This window comes from Citrobacter sp. T1.2D-1 (genome assembly GCF_950098555.1).
GTDB classification, from domain to species: Bacteria; Pseudomonadota; Gammaproteobacteria; order Enterobacterales; family Enterobacteriaceae; genus Citrobacter_A; species Citrobacter_A telavivensis.
Genome location: NZ_CATNHH010000045.1, coordinates 129,871 through 145,873, shown reverse-complemented (window position 1 = coordinate 145,873; position 16,003 = coordinate 129,871). Strand labels below are relative to the sequence as shown.

At 53.5% G+C, this 16,003-nt stretch carries 14 protein-coding genes; 5 read left to right on the top strand and 9 right to left on the bottom strand.

Features of this window, described 5'->3' with window-relative positions:
- Nucleotides 1–2: 2 nt before the first annotated feature.
- Complete coding sequence (gene ddlA / locus QQZ17_RS20405) at nt 3–1,097, top strand: D-alanine--D-alanine ligase (protein ID WP_152405696.1); 1,095 nt, start codon at nt 3–5, stop codon at nt 1,095–1,097.
- A gap of 45 nt (nt 1,098–1,142) precedes the next feature.
- Here the strand turns inward: ddlA and QQZ17_RS20400 are convergent, their stop codons facing one another.
- The gene (locus QQZ17_RS20400; RefSeq protein WP_046476092.1) at nt 1,143–1,349 is read right to left on the bottom strand and encodes a DUF2754 family protein; all 207 of its coding nucleotides are present in this window, start codon (nt 1,347–1,349) and stop codon (nt 1,143–1,145) included.
- A 256-nt stretch (nt 1,350–1,605) separates the two neighbouring features.
- Between QQZ17_RS20400 and QQZ17_RS20395 the strand changes: the two genes are divergently transcribed.
- On the top strand, nt 1,606–1,914 hold the full coding sequence (locus QQZ17_RS20395; protein ID WP_152405697.1) for a YaiY family protein: 309 nt from the start codon (nt 1,606–1,608) through the stop codon (nt 1,912–1,914).
- A gap of 11 nt (nt 1,915–1,925) precedes the next feature.
- Here the strand turns inward: QQZ17_RS20395 and QQZ17_RS20390 are convergent, their stop codons facing one another.
- The 3 genes from QQZ17_RS20390 to QQZ17_RS20380 form a co-directional block, all read right to left on the bottom strand.
- Nucleotides 1,926–3,020, bottom strand: a complete 1,095-nt coding sequence (locus tag QQZ17_RS20390; protein ID WP_152405698.1) for a DUF1615 domain-containing protein — start codon at nt 3,018–3,020, stop codon at nt 1,926–1,928.
- 14 nt (nt 3,021–3,034) lie between these two features.
- Nucleotides 3,035–4,255 carry a peptide antibiotic transporter SbmA gene (sbmA, locus tag QQZ17_RS20385; RefSeq protein WP_152405699.1) on the bottom strand — a complete coding sequence of 407 codons (1,221 nt, stop codon included), beginning with the start codon at nt 4,253–4,255 and terminating at the stop codon, nt 3,035–3,037.
- 117 nt (nt 4,256–4,372) lie between these two features.
- Entirely contained in the window at nt 4,373–4,906 is a 534-nt protein-coding gene (locus QQZ17_RS20380; RefSeq protein ID WP_152405700.1) for an isochorismatase family protein, read from the bottom strand.
- 328 nt (nt 4,907–5,234) lie between these two features.
- On the opposite strand from QQZ17_RS20380, the gene ampH reads away from it, so the two are divergent.
- Nucleotides 5,235–6,392 carry a D-alanyl-D-alanine-carboxypeptidase/endopeptidase AmpH gene (gene ampH / locus QQZ17_RS20375; RefSeq protein ID WP_152405701.1) on the top strand — a complete coding sequence of 386 codons (1,158 nt, stop codon included), beginning with the start codon at nt 5,235–5,237 and terminating at the stop codon, nt 6,390–6,392.
- Here ampH and iprA read toward each other — a convergent pair whose 3' ends face one another.
- Nucleotides 6,393–7,016, bottom strand: coding sequence for a hydrogen peroxide resistance inhibitor IprA (gene iprA, locus QQZ17_RS20370; protein ID WP_152405702.1), 624 nt, complete (start codon nt 7,014–7,016; stop codon nt 6,393–6,395).
- An 88-nt stretch (nt 7,017–7,104) separates the two neighbouring features.
- Nucleotides 7,105–10,026, bottom strand: coding sequence for an autotransporter adhesin EhaB (ehaB, locus tag QQZ17_RS20365; protein WP_152405703.1), 2,922 nt, complete (start codon nt 10,024–10,026; stop codon nt 7,105–7,107).
- A gap of 511 nt (nt 10,027–10,537) precedes the next feature.
- Between ehaB and hemB the strand changes: the two genes are divergently transcribed.
- Together hemB and QQZ17_RS20355 are read left to right on the top strand one after the other, a co-directional pair.
- Entirely contained in the window at nt 10,538–11,512 is a 975-nt protein-coding gene (hemB, locus tag QQZ17_RS20360) for a porphobilinogen synthase (RefSeq protein WP_152405704.1), read from the top strand.
- Nucleotides 11,513–11,633: 121 nt separating this feature from the next.
- The gene (locus QQZ17_RS20355) at nt 11,634–13,334 is read left to right on the top strand and encodes a lysophospholipid acyltransferase family protein (protein ID WP_152405705.1); all 1,701 of its coding nucleotides are present in this window, start codon (nt 11,634–11,636) and stop codon (nt 13,332–13,334) included.
- Nucleotides 13,335–13,552: 218 nt separating this feature from the next.
- Here QQZ17_RS20355 and tauD read toward each other — a convergent pair whose 3' ends face one another.
- The 3 genes from tauD to tauB are packed head-to-tail and all read right to left on the bottom strand — an operon-like array spanning nt 13,553 to nt 15,992.
- On the bottom strand, nt 13,553–14,404 hold the full coding sequence (gene tauD / locus QQZ17_RS20350; protein ID WP_152405706.1) for a taurine dioxygenase: 852 nt from the start codon (nt 14,402–14,404) through the stop codon (nt 13,553–13,555).
- The gene (gene tauC, locus QQZ17_RS20345) at nt 14,401–15,228 is read right to left on the bottom strand and encodes a taurine ABC transporter permease TauC (RefSeq protein WP_042324634.1); all 828 of its coding nucleotides are present in this window, start codon (nt 15,226–15,228) and stop codon (nt 14,401–14,403) included. Before tauC ends, tauD begins: the two co-directional genes overlap by 4 nt.
- Complete coding sequence (tauB, locus tag QQZ17_RS20340; protein ID WP_152405707.1) at nt 15,225–15,992, bottom strand: taurine ABC transporter ATP-binding subunit; 768 nt, start codon at nt 15,990–15,992, stop codon at nt 15,225–15,227. The genes tauC and tauB overlap by 4 nt, the downstream gene beginning before the upstream one ends.
- Between the last annotated feature and the right edge of the window lie 11 nt (nt 15,993–16,003).

Sequence of the window (16,003 nt, the reverse complement as noted above, 5' to 3'; positions counted from 1 at the left end):
AGATGGCAAAGTTGCGGGTAGGAATCGTATTTGGTGGTAAATCAGCGGAACATGAAGTGTCATTGCAATCGGCAAAAAATATTGTCGATGCCATCGACAAGACCCGCTTTGATGTCGTGTTGTTAGGCATTGATAAACAAGGGCAGTGGCACGTCAGCGATGCCAACAATTACCTGCTCAATGCAAACGATCCGGCGCATATTGCGCTGCGTCCTTCTGCGACCAGCCTGGCACAGGTTCCAGGCAGACACGAGCAGCAGTTGATTGATGCGCAGAATGGCCAGCCGCTGCCAACCGTGGACGTGATTTTCCCGATTGTGCACGGCACGCTGGGTGAAGATGGTTCATTACAGGGGATGCTGCGCGTGGCGAATCTGCCCTTCGTCGGTTCCGACGTACTGGGCTCTGCGGCGTGCATGGATAAAGACGTCACCAAACGTTTGTTGCGGGATGCCGGACTGAGTATCGCGCCGTTTATTACGCTGACGCGCGCCAACCGCAATACGATAAGTTTTGCAGAGGTGGAAGCCCGTCTTGGTCTGCCGCTGTTCGTTAAGCCGGCTAATCAGGGATCGTCCGTCGGCGTCAGTAAGGTCACCAGCGAAGCGCAGTACGCGCAGGCTGTCGCTCTGGCGTTCGAGTTCGATCACAAAGTGGTGGTAGAACAAGGGATCAAAGGGCGTGAGATCGAGTGCGCGGTATTGGGCAACGATCATCCGCAGGCCAGCACCTGTGGCGAGATCGTGCTCAACAGTGATTTCTATGCCTACGACACCAAATACATTGATGATAACGGCGCGAAAGTGGTGGTCCCTGCGGCGATTGAGCCTCAGATCAACGACAAAATCCGTGAGATTGCCATTCAGGCGTATCAGACGCTGGGCTGTGCCGGCATGGCGCGCGTCGATGTCTTCTTAACTGCCGATAATGAGGTGGTGATTAATGAGATCAACACCCTGCCAGGTTTTACCAACATCAGTATGTATCCGAAACTCTGGCAGGCCAGCGGTTTAGGTTACACCGATTTGATCACCCGTTTGATCGAACTGGCGCTGGAACGCCACGCTGCAGATAATGCGCTGAAAACGACGATGTAATCAGCGCTGTCCCGGTAAGCCTGATGGCGACTTTACTCATCAGGCTTATGCCGCTTCATCCTCCACGCGACGACGAATAATCAATCCTGCCAACCAGAAGCTGATGACCCAGGTCACCAGACCCACGGCATAGGTTTGCCAGCCTTTGGCTTCAAAGCCCAGCAGCCCAACAACACCGTTCAGAATGAAAATCAGTCCGATAGCAAAGGCATAGTAATGCCAGTCACGGCGTATTTTTACAGGCAGGTTCATGGCAACTCCCGAGCGAAAAAAAGCATCATTGCATATTACGGGAAACCGGTCTGTGTCGTATGCGGAATTTCTTAAATGTTGCAAAATTTAATTTAAGGTAACCAATTTGTGACAACCAACAAGAATCTGCAATCCAGGATTCATCCCAGACTGAAATTACCATCATTCTGATATTGACAAACGCGATGACCTGTCAGACTCACGGTAAGTTACTGGCATGGTGTCAGAGATGCAGAATTACTCGCGGAGGTCATTTATGGCTGATTTCACTCTCTCAAAATCCTTGTTTAACGGGAAACATCGAGAAACCGCCTCTACGCCAGGCAACATTGCTTACGCCGTGTTTGTTCTGTTCTGTTTTTGGGTCGGGGCGCAGATCCTGAACCTGCTGGTTCATGCACCGGGCGTATATGAGCACCTGATGCAGGTACAAGAGACGGGACGCCCGCGCGTGGAGATTGGGCTGGGCGTCGGGACCATCTTTGGTCTGGTGCCGTTTCTGGTCGGCAGTCTGATTTTCGGTGTCATCGCCGCCATCCTGCGCTGGCGCTACCGCCGCCAGTAATGGCCCGGCGATTACTGCCCCATACACGTCGCCCGACGATCGTCGACCCGTTTTGCAAACCAGGCCGTGGTGAGATTACGGGTGATTTTCGGGCTTTCCAGCTGAATACCTGGCAGCATTTCACGCGGTAACGCTTTCCCCGTTTTTGTCTCAGCAAGCTTAAACACGTTTTCGTAAAGCGCCGTTTCTTCAAATGCGAGACTGTCGCCTTTCTCCAGCTGCCGGCGGATCTCGCTCTCACTGAGACTCAGTTTGCCCGCCAGTTTACGCACCGCCAGCTCCGTTTTACCGGCTTCTTTACTGCCGTAAGCAATCAGATCACCATCCAGCGCCAGTTTGACGCCGCTGGCTTTACTGACCGCATTCTGAAATGCGGCGTTACGACTGGCATACCATCCGGCGTTAAAGTCGGCAAAGCGGAAAATCGGCGCGCTGTAGTTGGCCGGGTAATTGAGCAGATGATAGGTTCCGAACCAGAGTCCACCGCGACGGCTGAACACTTCCTGGCGTACCGTTCCCTCCATTTTCCACGGATACCCTTTGCTGTGCTGCTCGGCAAACGCAATGCTGACCTGCATCGGGCCGCCGGTGTGTACCGGATTGAGTGAACCAAACAGCGTCTGCCCCATTGGCACCATATTGATAAAATCATCAAAAATGGCACTGAGCTGTTTTTCCGTTTTTACCGTATCCAGCCGCTCGCTGTAGCTTTTCCCGTTCGGGGACGTGATTTTCAGCGCGGTATGCACGAGGAAAACCGGGATGTGCATCCGCTCGGCTCGTCGGTCTATTTCCCGCCAGGCAATTTTGCTCAATCCCGGAACGGCCGGATCGGCCTGATAGTTGGACTCCTGCTGCGCGACCGCCAGCACCGAACAGATATTTTCCACCGTGGGCGCCAGCTTCTGGCTTTCAAAGGTTTTGGCAATATCCTGCGCCCAGCCGTCCCGATCCTTCACGCTGGCCGGCATTTTCTGGCGCACCACGCTCGCGACGTCTACCGGTTTCTCGCCTTTCTTCAGCGGTTGCGAGGGCTGACTGCTACATCCGGCCAGCACCAGCCCGGCCAGCAATGACAATGGGAAAAGACGAGACACCGCCGACATAACGTTTCCTTTTGTTAACCAAGAGTGTGGGTGACAGCCTGAATATCCTGCTCGTCCAGTTCGCGCTCAAAGCTGCGCAGACGTTTATAGATAGACATCAGTTCGACCAGCGTCGTCCACGAGTTGATCAGGTACTGGAACGCGCCCCGCACCTGGCTAAAGACGTTGTTAATTTGCGTCATCAGACCCAGGGTAATCGTACCGGCAACAATCGACGGAAACAGCAGGAACAAACCGAAAACGTTGTCCACCTGCAGGTAGAGAATGCGCGCGATATTAAAATACATGTAGTGAAAATAGAGGCGGAAATAGTTCTGGCGCACCGCACTGAACAGCTCACGAACCGTCGGCGGGGTGGCGCGGTTGGCATCGTCTTCCCCGTATACCAGCTCTTTACGATAGGCCGCTTCCACTCGCTGATTTTTAAATTCCAGCCCCGGAAGTTTGAACCCGACCGCCGCCAGCATACCGGTGCCCATCAGCGACCAGACGATCGCCGCAATCACCAGGCCGTAAGGCACATGGCCGACAATCGGCAGCTCAGGCACGTGCGGAGAAAGCGCAACCAGCACCGGCAGGAAGGCGATCAGCGTCATGATGGCATTGATAAAGCCCACGCCCATGCTTTCCAGCGTTGAAGCAAAACGCATGGTGTCTTCCTGCACACGCTGCGCTGCCCCCTCGATATGGCGCAGATGCTGCCACTGCGCCATGTAATATTCGTTCATCGCCGTACGCCAGCGGAACACATAGTGGCTGACAAAAAAGTTGTTCAGCACGCTAATCACCACGGCAATCAGCGCGATGCCAAGGAAGATCCCCAGTTCGTTATAGAACTGGCTCATGGTGACTTTATGCGGCGCGCTGAGGGCGGTCTGGATCAGATCGTAGAACGGCGCGTACCAGGCGTTGACGGCCACCCCCACTTCAACCAGAAACCAGGTGACAAAGATAATCAGCGAGGTGCCAAGAATCGACCAGTACTGCCAGCGATGCGGACTGTAGAGAAACCAGAACAGCGCAAATAACCCGACACAAAGCACATAGTAGGCATAAAAAATCAGGTAGCTCAGCGACCAGAAGCGGGCAGCGCTAATAGGTACAGTGCCTGCGGCGCCAGTCAGTCGTGCAATCCAGTCACCCCCTCCAGCCTGCCAGAAAATAACCGCAACTAATGCCCAAATAAAAGCCGAAAGGAAAAAAGGACCCGGCTTTGGGAAAAAAGACTTAAACATGATGCTCTCCTGCTAACTTCTTATCGTTATGACAACTGCTGTGTTTTTCCACCGCGCGGGTTGAAAATAAACGGTCACAACAGGCGAAACCGCCCATTGTGACCAACATGGTGGCGCTTAGTTCGTTTTCCAGTCCTGAATAATTGTTTCGACGGGTTTCACCCACACCGGATTGTCCGGTACGATCAGATTGCGCCAGACATCATTATGGTGCGCAATCAGCGTCTGGGCCGGTGCGGCCGGACGATGGGCGGTGGTATGGGCATCTTCCGCAACCGTAATACGATAACCCCGACTGGCACCGTTTCTGATGGTGGTATCGACGCAATAGTCCGTCGCACAGCCGCAGATGACAAAGTGCGAAATCGCCTCATCGTGCAGTAACTGTTCGAGGGCCGTTTTGTAAAAGGAATCGCACGCGGTTTTCGTGACATATTTTGCATTCGCTGGCGTGTTCAGTTCTGGCAGCAGTGCGAACCCCACACTCCCCTCTTCCAGCCCTCCCGCCTCGGTATGCTGAATAAAAATCGTGAGATCTGCCGCCTGCGTGAGCTGATTAATGCGTTCCACGCACGCTTCCCGGCGAATACGCGGCGTGGCAAACACGCCGATTTGCATATCAACAACCATCACAACCCGTTTTTCAGACATCGTCAGCCCCATCAAAGAGTGGTAATGAAAGATTATTGCACGCCCAGGATCACAAAAGCGGACTTTCTTTCGCGGCAAAAATGGCGCGTTTACGTGCCGTTACGTTTTTCTCACTATCCTTGCTCTAATTAGCGCTTTGCAATGTGCCGTTGCGTAGTATAAATACGCATACACATCATCCTTCAGGCTGTCTCTTTGTTGGCAATGCTCATAACCCCCAGTCACATAGTTTACTATGCTGCTGGAGATTTACTCGCTTGCCGCCTCGAAGCATCCCGAATGATTTCGTGTAAAGGTTTTCACTTCATCTCATTCATGGACATCACCGTTGAAACGTAGTCTGCTTTTTTCTGCCGCGCTGTGTGCGGCGTCATTGACCTCAGTCCAGGCGGCTCAACCTGTCGCCGACCCAGTTTTTGCGTCTGATATTGTCGAGCGTTATGCCGATCATATTTTTTATGGCAGCGGTGCGACGGGGATGGCGCTCGTCGTGATCGACGGCAACCAGCGCGTCTTTCGCAGTTTCGGCGAAACCCGACCGGGCAATAACGTGCGCCCACAACTGGATTCGGTCATTCGTATTGCGTCACTCACCAAGCTGATGACCAGTGAAATGCTGGTGAAACTGCTCGATCAGGGTACGGTTAAACTGGACGATCCGCTGAGTAAGTATGCCCCCGTCGGCGCGCGCGTACCGTCATATGAGGGAAAACCGATCACGCTGGTCAATCTGGCGACGCACACCAGCGCGCTGCCCCGTGAACAACCTGGCGGCGCGGCAAAGCGTCCGGTGTTTGTCTGGCCGACGCGGGAGCAACGCTGGAGTTACCTCTCCACCGCGACCCTGAAAGCCGCACCGGGGTCGCAGGCGGCCTATTCCAACCTGGCGTTCGATCTGTTGGCCGATGCGCTGGCAAATGCCTCCGGCAAACCTTATACCCAACTGTTTGAAGAGAAGATCACCCGCCCGCTGGGCATGAAAGACACCACCTATACCCCTTCTCCCGATCAGTGCAAACGTCTGATGGTAGCGGAAAAAGGGGCCAGCCCGTGTAATAACACGCTGGCAGCCATCGGCAGCGGCGGCGTTTACTCAACGCCGGGTGACATGATGCGCTGGATGCAGCAGTATCTGTCCTCTGATTTTTACCAGCGCAGTAATCAGGCCGACAGAATGCAGACGCTGATTTATCAGCGCGCGCAGTTAACGCGGGTAACGGGCATGGATGTTCCCGGCAAAGCCGATGCGTTGGGATTAGGCTGGGTCTATATGGCACCGAAGAATGGACGCCCGGGAATTATTCAAAAGACCGGCGGTGGCGGTGGGTTCATCACCTATATGGCGATGATTCCGCAAAAAAATGTGGGCGCGTTTGTCGTCGTCACTCGCTCTCCGCTCACCCGTTTTACCAATATGAGTAACGGTATTAACGATCTGGTCGTCGAACTGAGCGAAAATACACCGCGCGTGGTTCCGGCATCTTAATCAATATTCAGAAGGCAAACGGTTGATACCCATCAGTTTGCCTTTATTCATTTCGATATAGCCGCCTTTACGCAATGCAGCCAACACCTCAGCCACCACGGAACGAGAAATGCATGTGCGCTGGTGAATATAATTCATGACGCCAATGCGGGAACGTAATCCGTCCTCCCATTCAATCATTGAAATCAGTGTCGAACGGATCTGTTCATAAGAGTTTTTACCGATTAACTGCCAATCTCGTTGTTCCATCATACGGTTCTGCCATGTCAACCAGTAGAATGCTTCACGCCACAACTGGCATTCTTCAATAATTGCAACGGTTTGTGAGGAAGAGAGGTGATATCCCGAACATATCCCCTCGCTAACGAGATCGTACTGAACATCATTTTTCATCACCCCATTGGTCAGTCCCATAATGAAAGGAGCCTGCCCAATACCAACCAGAATATGTTCATTACGTCTTAACGAGATAATCCCTTCCAGAATCACTAATGTCGTATCAGGGTTCTTTTCCGTGGAATAAAGAAGATGCTTTTCATTAGCATATGAAAAACGGGTGCCATATTTAGACAAGGACTTATCGAGCTGACCAAATTCTTTTAACGGTTTATTCAGAGATAACATCTGCGCGTTCCTTGCATTAATGCCCGTCAAATCCTTGACGGGCATTTTTTAGATTAACTACGCTATATCCATTTCCGTAAGGGAATGATTACCAGGTATATTTAACGCCCGCGTTGGCCGCCCAATTCTGATCAACATCGCCACCACCGAGGTAGTTCGCATCGGTATAGGCACTGAAGTTCTTGGTAAAGCTGAACTGCGTACCCAGACCAACACGAACCGCTGAACCTTCGGTGCCGTTGTCGATAGAGTCGCCGTTGACATCAGCATTGTTGTTCGCATCGTCATACACATAGGCCAGTTTGAAGTAAGGCGTCAGCGCCTGATCCTGGCTGTAGGTGAAGGTATAACCGGTATCTACACCCAGTTCATAGCGCATGCTGTCGTAAGACTGACCATCAGCCTGCATGTTGTTGCTCAGGCGATAACCATCGTCAGACTGGAACAAGCCAGACACGCTGCCGTATGGAGTAACATAACCCGCATCACCCACTTTCCAGTCGTAACCCAGTTTCAGACCGAAGCCCCACGCATCCGCAGAGGTGCTGCCATCAACATACTGACCGTCGCTCATATTGGCAGACAGATCGTTGTTAAAGTGAGAGTAGCTCAGGTTGCCATCTACAAAGATGTCATTGGCAAAGCGAGCTGAAGAGTAGAGGTAGGCAGACTGGCTGTCCTGATCCACTTGACCGGTATGGTCGCTCATGTCGCCTTTCGCGAAGCCCGCCGCTGCACCGACAATCCACTTCGCGTTATTACCATCAACTTTGGTATCCACACCCACCATGATGCCGTTGACATCCTGATCGTAGTTAATGGTGCCGTTATCGCCGTTGAAGTTGCCGCCAAAGTAACTGACCCATGCGCCGCCGTTATCCGCCAGACCATGACGAGAGTTGGTCAGACGCGTCCCAACCGTATCTTGCTCCAGGTTCCAGGTATTGGTATTCGCAGACGGAATGCTCAACGCCATGTTAGCGTAGTCGGTCAACTCCATCTGTTGCATAACAACGGTGTTGCCCTGCTGCTGGGCCTGATAGGTGTACGCGCCCAGGTCTGCTTTGTTCGCGGCAGAGAAGGTAGCGGTGCTGTTCTTATCGTTAACGTAGATCAGCTCTTTGTCTTTGTAATCTGCGATAGCGCCTTCACCGGTGGCGTTGTTGATACGCACTTTGTAGTTGCCGGTTGCCGCAGCAACATTGTCGCCCGCATTGTCCACTTCAGACTGGTCAGCGCTGTATGCATCACCGTTACCGTTAATGGTCAGGTGACCATCGGAATTCATGGCGATCACACCGTAACCATAGTTAGACTTCGTGGTGTCTGCGGTACGATCGTTGGTCAGATCGGCATCCAGCACATAGTTGTTACTGTGAATATCAAATACACCGGCATGCACATTGCCATTCGTATCGGTCGTGCTGGTCAGATTCAGGGTATCCGTCTGCAGCGCATAGTCCGCACTGTTACCGACATCCAGAACACCGTCATTTGTGACCTTAATGGTGTTGGCATACAGTGCAGCATCACCTACGCTCCAGCCTGCAGCCACATCATCAGCGATGGTGACAGTACTGTTGTCGACAGTCAGAGTATCCGTTGCCACATGACCGTCCTCGCTGATGTTCAGCGCTGCGCCACCGGTCAACGCAATGGTGTCAGAAACCAGTGAAGAATCGGCAACATTCACCACAGAACCGCTGTTGATGCTCAGAGTATCAATCAGAGAGGCTTTAGTGGTATCCCACTCAGAACCGCCGTTCAGCGTAACATTGAACAGGCCGCTTTGATAAACCTCGTTGCCAACAACGTGGCCATCTTCATCATAAGCGGTGTCGCCATTGTCAATACCATAGGTAGACGATGGCCACAGGCTATTCGCGGTAATGTCGATCAACGTAGCGGTAGCATCGGTACCCGCTGCAACACCGTCGTAAACGCCGTCACCATCGGTGTCCACCTGATGCACAGACATCGCCGCACCAACCCATTTGCTACCGTTATTCAGGGTAACATCCATGCGGTCAGTACCATCCCAGCCGTTAGTATCGACAGCAGAGTCGGTATCACGATAGCTGTCCGCGCCGTTCGGGAAGAAGTTTTCATCGAAGTTGCTGGAGAAAACCACATCGCCCATCAGGGTCGAATTACTGAGATTAACCGTCGTCTGCATTGCATTATCTGCAGACGGATTCGCAATGGCGGAAATCGCAACGTCATCAGCCGTCGCAGTATTGCTGTAGTCGCTTGCGTTACCGTTATTGCCAAACCAGCCTGAAGTCCCTTCATCTGACCATGAACCAGAGGTCACGGTAGAGTCCTTCACCGTAATGGTGTTATTGAACACTTCATTGCTGTTTACGCCCGTGCTAACGGTGTTGTCGTCAACATCACTCCACTCGTAACCCTGAGTCAGCGTAATGCCTGCCACGTGAGAGTTGTTAGTGATAGACAGGTCAACTTCCTGATCCAGGGTGATCGCGGTGCCCATGTTGTAGACATCAACAACGTGCGTATCTGCGGTGCCGTCAGTATTGGTACCGTTGTAGGTATAATGTTCGTAGTTATCGTCGATCGTTGAGTTATCAACGGTGAGCGCCAGACGATCGTAAACATAGCCCGTATCACGACCATCAGCACATTCGCTCGTCATGCACTCAGACGTAATCATTCCGTGTACAGTGCTGTTTTTAATCGTCAGACTGTTGCTATTGGTGTTGGTAGAAAGACCATCATCCAGATAGTAAGTTGAAATCACACCGTTTACGGTTGCGTTATTGATTACCGGATAGATATCTCCGTTATACACGCTGTCGGTGCCGTAGTTATTCCAGCCGACGTAACCATCGTAGTACACACCATCGGGGTTCGTCGCATCGTTATAGTGGTCAAATGTGGTGTAAGTCTTGCCAGAAATATCCGTTGAAGCATTCGCCTGAGAAGTGATTGCCAAAGTGCAGGCTAATGCTAATTGTGAGACTACAAGTTTCTTTTTCCAGGAGTGCATTTGTCATCCCTCCTCAGGGACGTAATAGTGTTGATCCATCAAATATCAATGCATAGAAAACATTATGTTTCGCAAGGAGGATTATGCGGTGTCTCCAGTGAAAGGTTCAATTATTCTTTCCCTTCAGTCCGAAACCGGACAATAATAAAAACCAGGAAAACGCTTAATTGAAAAACACATAAAACCATATAAATCAATGCAGTAGATTAAAAATAAAAGTAGAACTCATATAGTAAATCAATACTTAACACAGCGATAGATAACAATAATTAATAAATAAACACTCAATAAATTTAAATGCCAGCACATTTAAATAAATAGATATTTCAAATAAACAAAAAAAATGAATAAAATATCAAAATATAAATATCTAGCTATTCATATCAAAAAATTGCCAGGTCATCCCATTTATTTATCAATAAAACAAAATCATAAGGCCCATTTTCGTAAAACACTCGCACACGGCTTCAGGTATACTATGGCCTTCAATTTCACAAACATCAGGCATCTCATGACAGACTTAATCCATCGCCCTCGCCGTCTGCGCAAATCTGCAGCGCTGCGCGCCATGTTTGAAGAGACAACACTCAGCTTGAACGATCTGGTGTTGCCGATCTTTGTTGAAGAAGAACTCGACGACTACAAAGCAATTGAGGCCATGCCCGGCGTCATGCGCATCCCGGAGAAACACCTGGCGCGCGAGATCGAACGTATTGCCAACGCCGGCATCCGCTCCATCATGACCTTTGGCATCTCTCACCATACTGATGACACCGGTAGCGACGCCTGGAAGGAAGACGGTCTGGTGGCGCGGATGTCGCGCATTTGCAAGCAGACCGTACCGGAAATGATCGTGATGTCAGATACCTGCTTCTGCGAATATACCTCCCACGGTCACTGCGGCGTGCTCTGCGAGCACGGCGTGGATAACGATGCAACACTGGCAAACCTCGGTAAGCAAGCCGTTGTCGCAGCAGCAGCAGGCGCAGACTTCATCGCCCCTTCCGCCGCAATGGATGGACAGGTGCAGGCGATTCGTCAGGCGCTGGATGCGGCAGGCTTTACCGACACGGCCATCATGTCCTACTCCACCAAATTTGCCTCTTCGTTCTATGGTCCGTTCCGTGAAGCGGCAGGCACCGCGCTGAAAGGCGATCGCAAAACCTATCAGATGAACCCGATGAACCGTCGTGAAGCGATTCGTGAATCGCTGCTTGATGAAGCGCAGGGCGCGGACTGCCTGATGGTAAAACCGGCGGGTGCCTATCTGGACGTGCTGCGTGATATCCGCGAGCGCACGGAACTGCCGCTCGGCGCGTATCAGGTCAGCGGCGAGTACGCGATGATCAAATTTGCCGCCATGGCGGGCGCCATTGATGAAGAAAAAGTGGTTCTGGAAAGTTTAGGTGCCATCAAACGCGCTGGCGCGGATCTGATCTTCAGCTACTTCGCGCTGGATCTGGCAGAGAAGAAACTCCTGCGTTAATTTTTCCGTTACCTTGCCGGATGGTCTCGCCATCCGGCCCTTCCCCAAAACGTCACCCAAACGTCATACAAGCGACACTTGCCGCTTCTACTGTCAGCACAGAACAGAAGGAGATGCGGCTATGTTTAGTCTCGATAACGTACTCAACGACCTTTGGCCTGAGGCGAGGACCGCGCCCTGGCAAAAAAAGATGCTTCAGCGCGTATTGTATGAAAAAGAGTTCCAGCAGTTTGCCGCCCGCCACCGTCATCTGAAAGGCGTCGATATGGTGGAGCAGGTCCTGGAGCATCTGCAAATACGCTGTGAAATCCCCGAGCATCACATCGAAAACATCCCCGAAAATGGCCCCCTGGTGATTATCGCCAACCACCCCACCGGCGCGCTGGACGGACTGGCGCTCATCTATGCCCTCTCCCGCGTGCGTCGTGATATCAAAGTGGTGACCAACCGACTGCTTTCTCATCTGGAACCCCTGCGCTCGCTGTTCATCCCGGTAGACAATATTCAGGGACGGACGCCGAAATCGTCGTTACAGCAAATGGATAGCCACCTGCAGGCTGGCGGCGCGCTGGTTTTCTTCCCGGCGGGTGAAGTCTCACGGCTGACGCTGCAAGGGATCGCCGAGCGCCGCTGGCATTCCGGGTTTATCCGCATGGCGGAAAAGTACCGGACGCCGCTGCTACCGGTGCATATCCAGGCTTACAACAGTCCGCTGTTCTATGCCTGCGGGCTGGTTTCTTCCAGCGCCACGCTGCTGCTGTTAATGCAGCAAATGTTTCGCCGTCGCGATAGCACGCTGCCCGTACGCATCGGTCAACAGATTGCCTGGACACAGTGGTCCGCGAGCAAAAGCAACGTTCGCGAACAGGCGGAAAAGTGTCGAAAGCATGTAATTGCGTTGGGCAAAGGCCGACCTGGCGTTTTTCGCACCGAATCGACGATCGCCCCACCGGAAAACAGAGCCCGACTGAAACGCGAACTGGCACGAACGGAATGTCTGGGGCAAACCGCCGATGGCAAGCAGATTTACCTCTGGCAGCGCAACGGGCAGGAGGAAGCGACGATCCTGCGCGAGTTGGGGCGACTGCGTGAAATCGCTTTTCGCGCCGTTGGTGAGGGTAGCGGCAAACGCAGGGATATCGATCGCTACGATGATGACTATCTGCATCTGATCTTATGGGACGAGGAAGACCTTGAGATCGTCGGTGCTTACCGGTTCATTCCCTGTGCGCAGCAGCAGAAAAAGCAGGGGCTGGAGGGACTCTACAGCCACAGTCTGTTTGATTACGACGAGCGGATGTCGGACATCATGCAGTACGGTATTGAACTGGGACGCAGCTTTATTCAGCCGCGCTATTGGGGACGTCGCGGGCTGGATTATCTCTGGTCCGGAATCGGTGCCTGGCTGGCACGTAACCCGCAGTATCGTTACCTGTTCGGGCCGGTGTCTATCTCCGGGGGATTGCCGCCGGATGCGCGCGATCTGCTGGTGGCCTTCTATCGACTATGGTTCCCGCCGACGCATCCGCTGGCCGTTTCGCGCCAGCCGTATCCCGCTTCGCTGCCAGATGTGCTGGCACAGTTTGCGGGCAACGATTATCACGACGATCTGACGCGGCTGAAGTCGCTGCTGGGCAATCTCGGCTGCGGCATTCCACCGCTCTATAAACAATACTCAGAGCTCTGCGAACCCGGCGGCGTGCAGTTTATCGATTTCGGCAGCGATCCGGATTTTAACCACTGTGTAGATGGTCTGGTGCTGGTGGATTTAACGTATCTGAAGGCTAACCGCTATCAGCGCTATATTGGTGAGCACCTGTGATTTTTGCCGGGTGGCGGCTTCGCCTTACCCGGCCTACAGTTCGTAAGTCTGATAAGCAAAGCACCATCAGGCAATCAGCCCTACCGTTTCACAGGCCTGATAAGCAAAGCGCCATCAGGCAATCAGCGCTACAATTTCGTAGGCCTGATAAGCAAAGCGCCATCAGGCAATCAACGCTACAATTTCACAGGCCTGATAAGCAAAGCGCCATCAGGCAATCAGCCCGCGCGAAAATAAGGTTTGTCCCCCAGGATCGTCGCCCGGTGCATGATGCGCCGCTGTGGCAGGTAATCCGCATTTGCATAATGCTGCGTCACGCGGTTATCCCAGATAGCCACGTCATTTGGCTGCCAGCGCCAGCGCACCTGAAACTCTGGTTTCGTAATATGCGCAAACAGGAAGCCGAGCAGCGCCTCACTTTCTTTTTCCGTCACATCGACAATGCGTGTGGTGAAACCTTCGTTGACAAACAGCGCCTGCTTACCACTCACCGGATGGGTTCGAACCACCGGATGCAACAGCGGCGGATGCTTCGCCACCGCTTCACGCCAGCGCTGATGCTCCTCTTCTGTCTTACGGTACTTGTATTCCTGGAAGGATTTACGGAAGTCATGTTCCGCCCGCAGACCGCTCAACAGTTGGCGAAACGGTTCCGACAGCGCCTCATACGCCGCAATGCCGCTGGTCCATAACGTATCGCCGCCGGTTGACGGTAACGCCTTTGCCGCCAGGATCGCCCCGGCAGGCGGTGTCTCAATAAAGGTGACATCGGTGTGCCAGTTATCGTTATCCGGTGGATTATCGTTGTGCGTATCCAGCACGATAATCTCCTCCACGCCTTCGGCATGGGGATAGACCGGATGAATGTGCAGATCGCCAAAGCGCTGAGCCAGCGCGCGCTGCTGCTGTGGCGTGATAGCCTGTTCGCGCAGGAACACCACCTGATGTCGCAGTACCGCATGGTAAAGCTGCTCAAACTGATTGTCGCTCAGCGGACGGGTCAAATCCGCCCCCGCGATCTGCGCGCCGATGTACGGCCCCAGCGGGGTAATGCTCAGACGTTCACTCATTGGACTTCTCCATGCCAGGGCGTCAGGCGGCGCTGAAGCGCGCGCAGACCCAGTTCTAAAATAAAAGCGATAATCGCAATCACCGCGATCCCTGCCAGTACCACATCGGTCGCCAGAAACTCACCGGCCGACTGCACCATAAAGCCTAACCCTCTCGTTGCCGCAATCAGCTCCGCCGCCACCAGCGTTGACCAGCCCACACCGAGTCCAATGCGTAATCCTGTGAGGATCTCCGGCAGCGCGCCCGGCAGGATAACCAGCCACAGCACCTGCGCCCGGCTCGCGCCCAGCGATCGGGCGGCGCGGATCCGCACCTGCTGGGCGCTCTTCACGCCGGCCAGCGCAGACATCGCGACCGGGGCAAAAATTGCCAGGTAGATCAGCAGGATCTTGGACGTTTCACCAATCCCGAACCAGATCACCATCAACGGCAAATAGGCCAGCGGGGGTACCGGACGATAAAGCTCAATTATCGGATCGAGAATGCCGCGTAGCGTCGGGCTGAGCCCCATCGCAATCCCGACCGGAATGCCGAAAGCCACCGCGGCCAGCAGCGCCAGCACGATGCGGGTCAGACTGGCGGCCAAATGCTGCCACAGCGTGGCATCCATAAATCCTTGCGGTCCGGCGATGGTGATAAGCTTTTGCAGCACCTGGTCCGGCGGCGGCAAAAACAGGGGGCTTATCAGTTGCAGCGCCGCAACCGTCCACCACACCGCCAGAATCACCGTCAGCGTCGCAAGGCTCAGGGTTATCTGGCGCGAGAACGGCCAGCGCCACTTCAGCGGCCGTTGGCGCGGTTTGTCGTTGATCACCACACTCATGAGAAGGCCTCCCGTTGTTCAAAGACACGGCTTAAGACGTATTCGCGGGTCGCGATAAACTGTGGATCGGACTTAATGCTGCGGCTCGCTTCACCTGCCACAAAACGGCGGGCAAAGGTCAGCGGCAAACGCTCCAGTACCCGGCCAGGTCCTGGGGACAGCAGCACGAGTTCGGTCGCCATAAACACCGCTTCTTCAATATCATGCGTAATCAGCAGCACCTGCTTGCCGGTCTCATGCCAGAGTTTCAGCAGCAGGGTTTGCATCTGTTCGCGGGTAAAGGCATCCAGCGCGCCAAAAGGTTCATCCAGTAACAACAGCTGCGGATTCGCCGCCAGCGCGCGGGCAATACCAACGCGCTGGCGCTGACCGCCGGAAAGCTGCCAGATAAAACGTTTTCCCGCCCCCTCCAGCCCCACTTTTTTCAACATTTCCTGCGCGATGCTGACACGCTGCGCTTTCCCGATGCCGGCCAGTTGCAAGCCCAACGCGACGTTATCCTGCACGTTGCGCCACGGCAGCAGCCCTTCATGCTGAAACACCACGCCGCGCTCCGCCCCCGGTCCGTCGACGCGTTTACCTGCCAGTTGAATACTGCCGTGCTGATACGGCACAAATCCGGCAATCAGGTTCAATAGCGTCGTTTTGCCACATCCCGACGGCCCCAATACCACCAGCAGTTCACCGCTGTCGAGCGTCAGATTAATATCTTCCAGCGCCGGTTTACCGCCGTAATCGGCATACAGATGAGAGAGTTGCAGCATCAGCGCCTCCT

Excerpts from the sequence above, each read along its gene's own strand:
- ddlA (WP_152405696.1), top strand. The coding sequence starts at position 3 with ATGGCAAAGTTGCGGGTAGGAATCGTATTTGGTGGTAAATCAGCGGAA.
- QQZ17_RS20400 (WP_046476092.1), bottom strand. The coding sequence starts at position 1,349 with ATGAACCTGCCTGTAAAAATACGCCGTGACTGGCATTACTATGCCTTT.
- QQZ17_RS20395 (WP_152405697.1), top strand. The coding sequence starts at position 1,606 with ATGGCTGATTTCACTCTCTCAAAATCCTTGTTTAACGGGAAACATCGA.
- QQZ17_RS20390 (WP_152405698.1), bottom strand. The coding sequence starts at position 3,020 with ATGTCGGCGGTGTCTCGTCTTTTCCCATTGTCATTGCTGGCCGGGCTG.
- sbmA (WP_152405699.1), bottom strand. The coding sequence starts at position 4,255 with ATGTTTAAGTCTTTTTTCCCAAAGCCGGGTCCTTTTTTCCTTTCGGCT.
- QQZ17_RS20380 (WP_152405700.1), bottom strand. The coding sequence starts at position 4,906 with ATGTCTGAAAAACGGGTTGTGATGGTTGTTGATATGCAAATCGGCGTG.
- iprA (WP_152405702.1), bottom strand. The coding sequence starts at position 7,016 with ATGTTATCTCTGAATAAACCGTTAAAAGAATTTGGTCAGCTCGATAAG.
- ehaB (WP_152405703.1), bottom strand. The coding sequence starts at position 10,026 with ATGCACTCCTGGAAAAAGAAACTTGTAGTCTCACAATTAGCATTAGCC.
- hemB (WP_152405704.1), top strand. The coding sequence starts at position 10,538 with ATGACAGACTTAATCCATCGCCCTCGCCGTCTGCGCAAATCTGCAGCG.
- QQZ17_RS20355 (WP_152405705.1), top strand. The coding sequence starts at position 11,634 with ATGTTTAGTCTCGATAACGTACTCAACGACCTTTGGCCTGAGGCGAGG.
- tauD (WP_152405706.1), bottom strand. The coding sequence starts at position 14,404 with ATGAGTGAACGTCTGAGCATTACCCCGCTGGGGCCGTACATCGGCGCG.
- tauC (WP_042324634.1), bottom strand. The coding sequence starts at position 15,228 with ATGAGTGTGGTGATCAACGACAAACCGCGCCAACGGCCGCTGAAGTGG.
- tauB (WP_152405707.1), bottom strand. The coding sequence starts at position 15,992 with ATGCTGCAACTCTCTCATCTGTATGCCGATTACGGCGGTAAACCGGCG.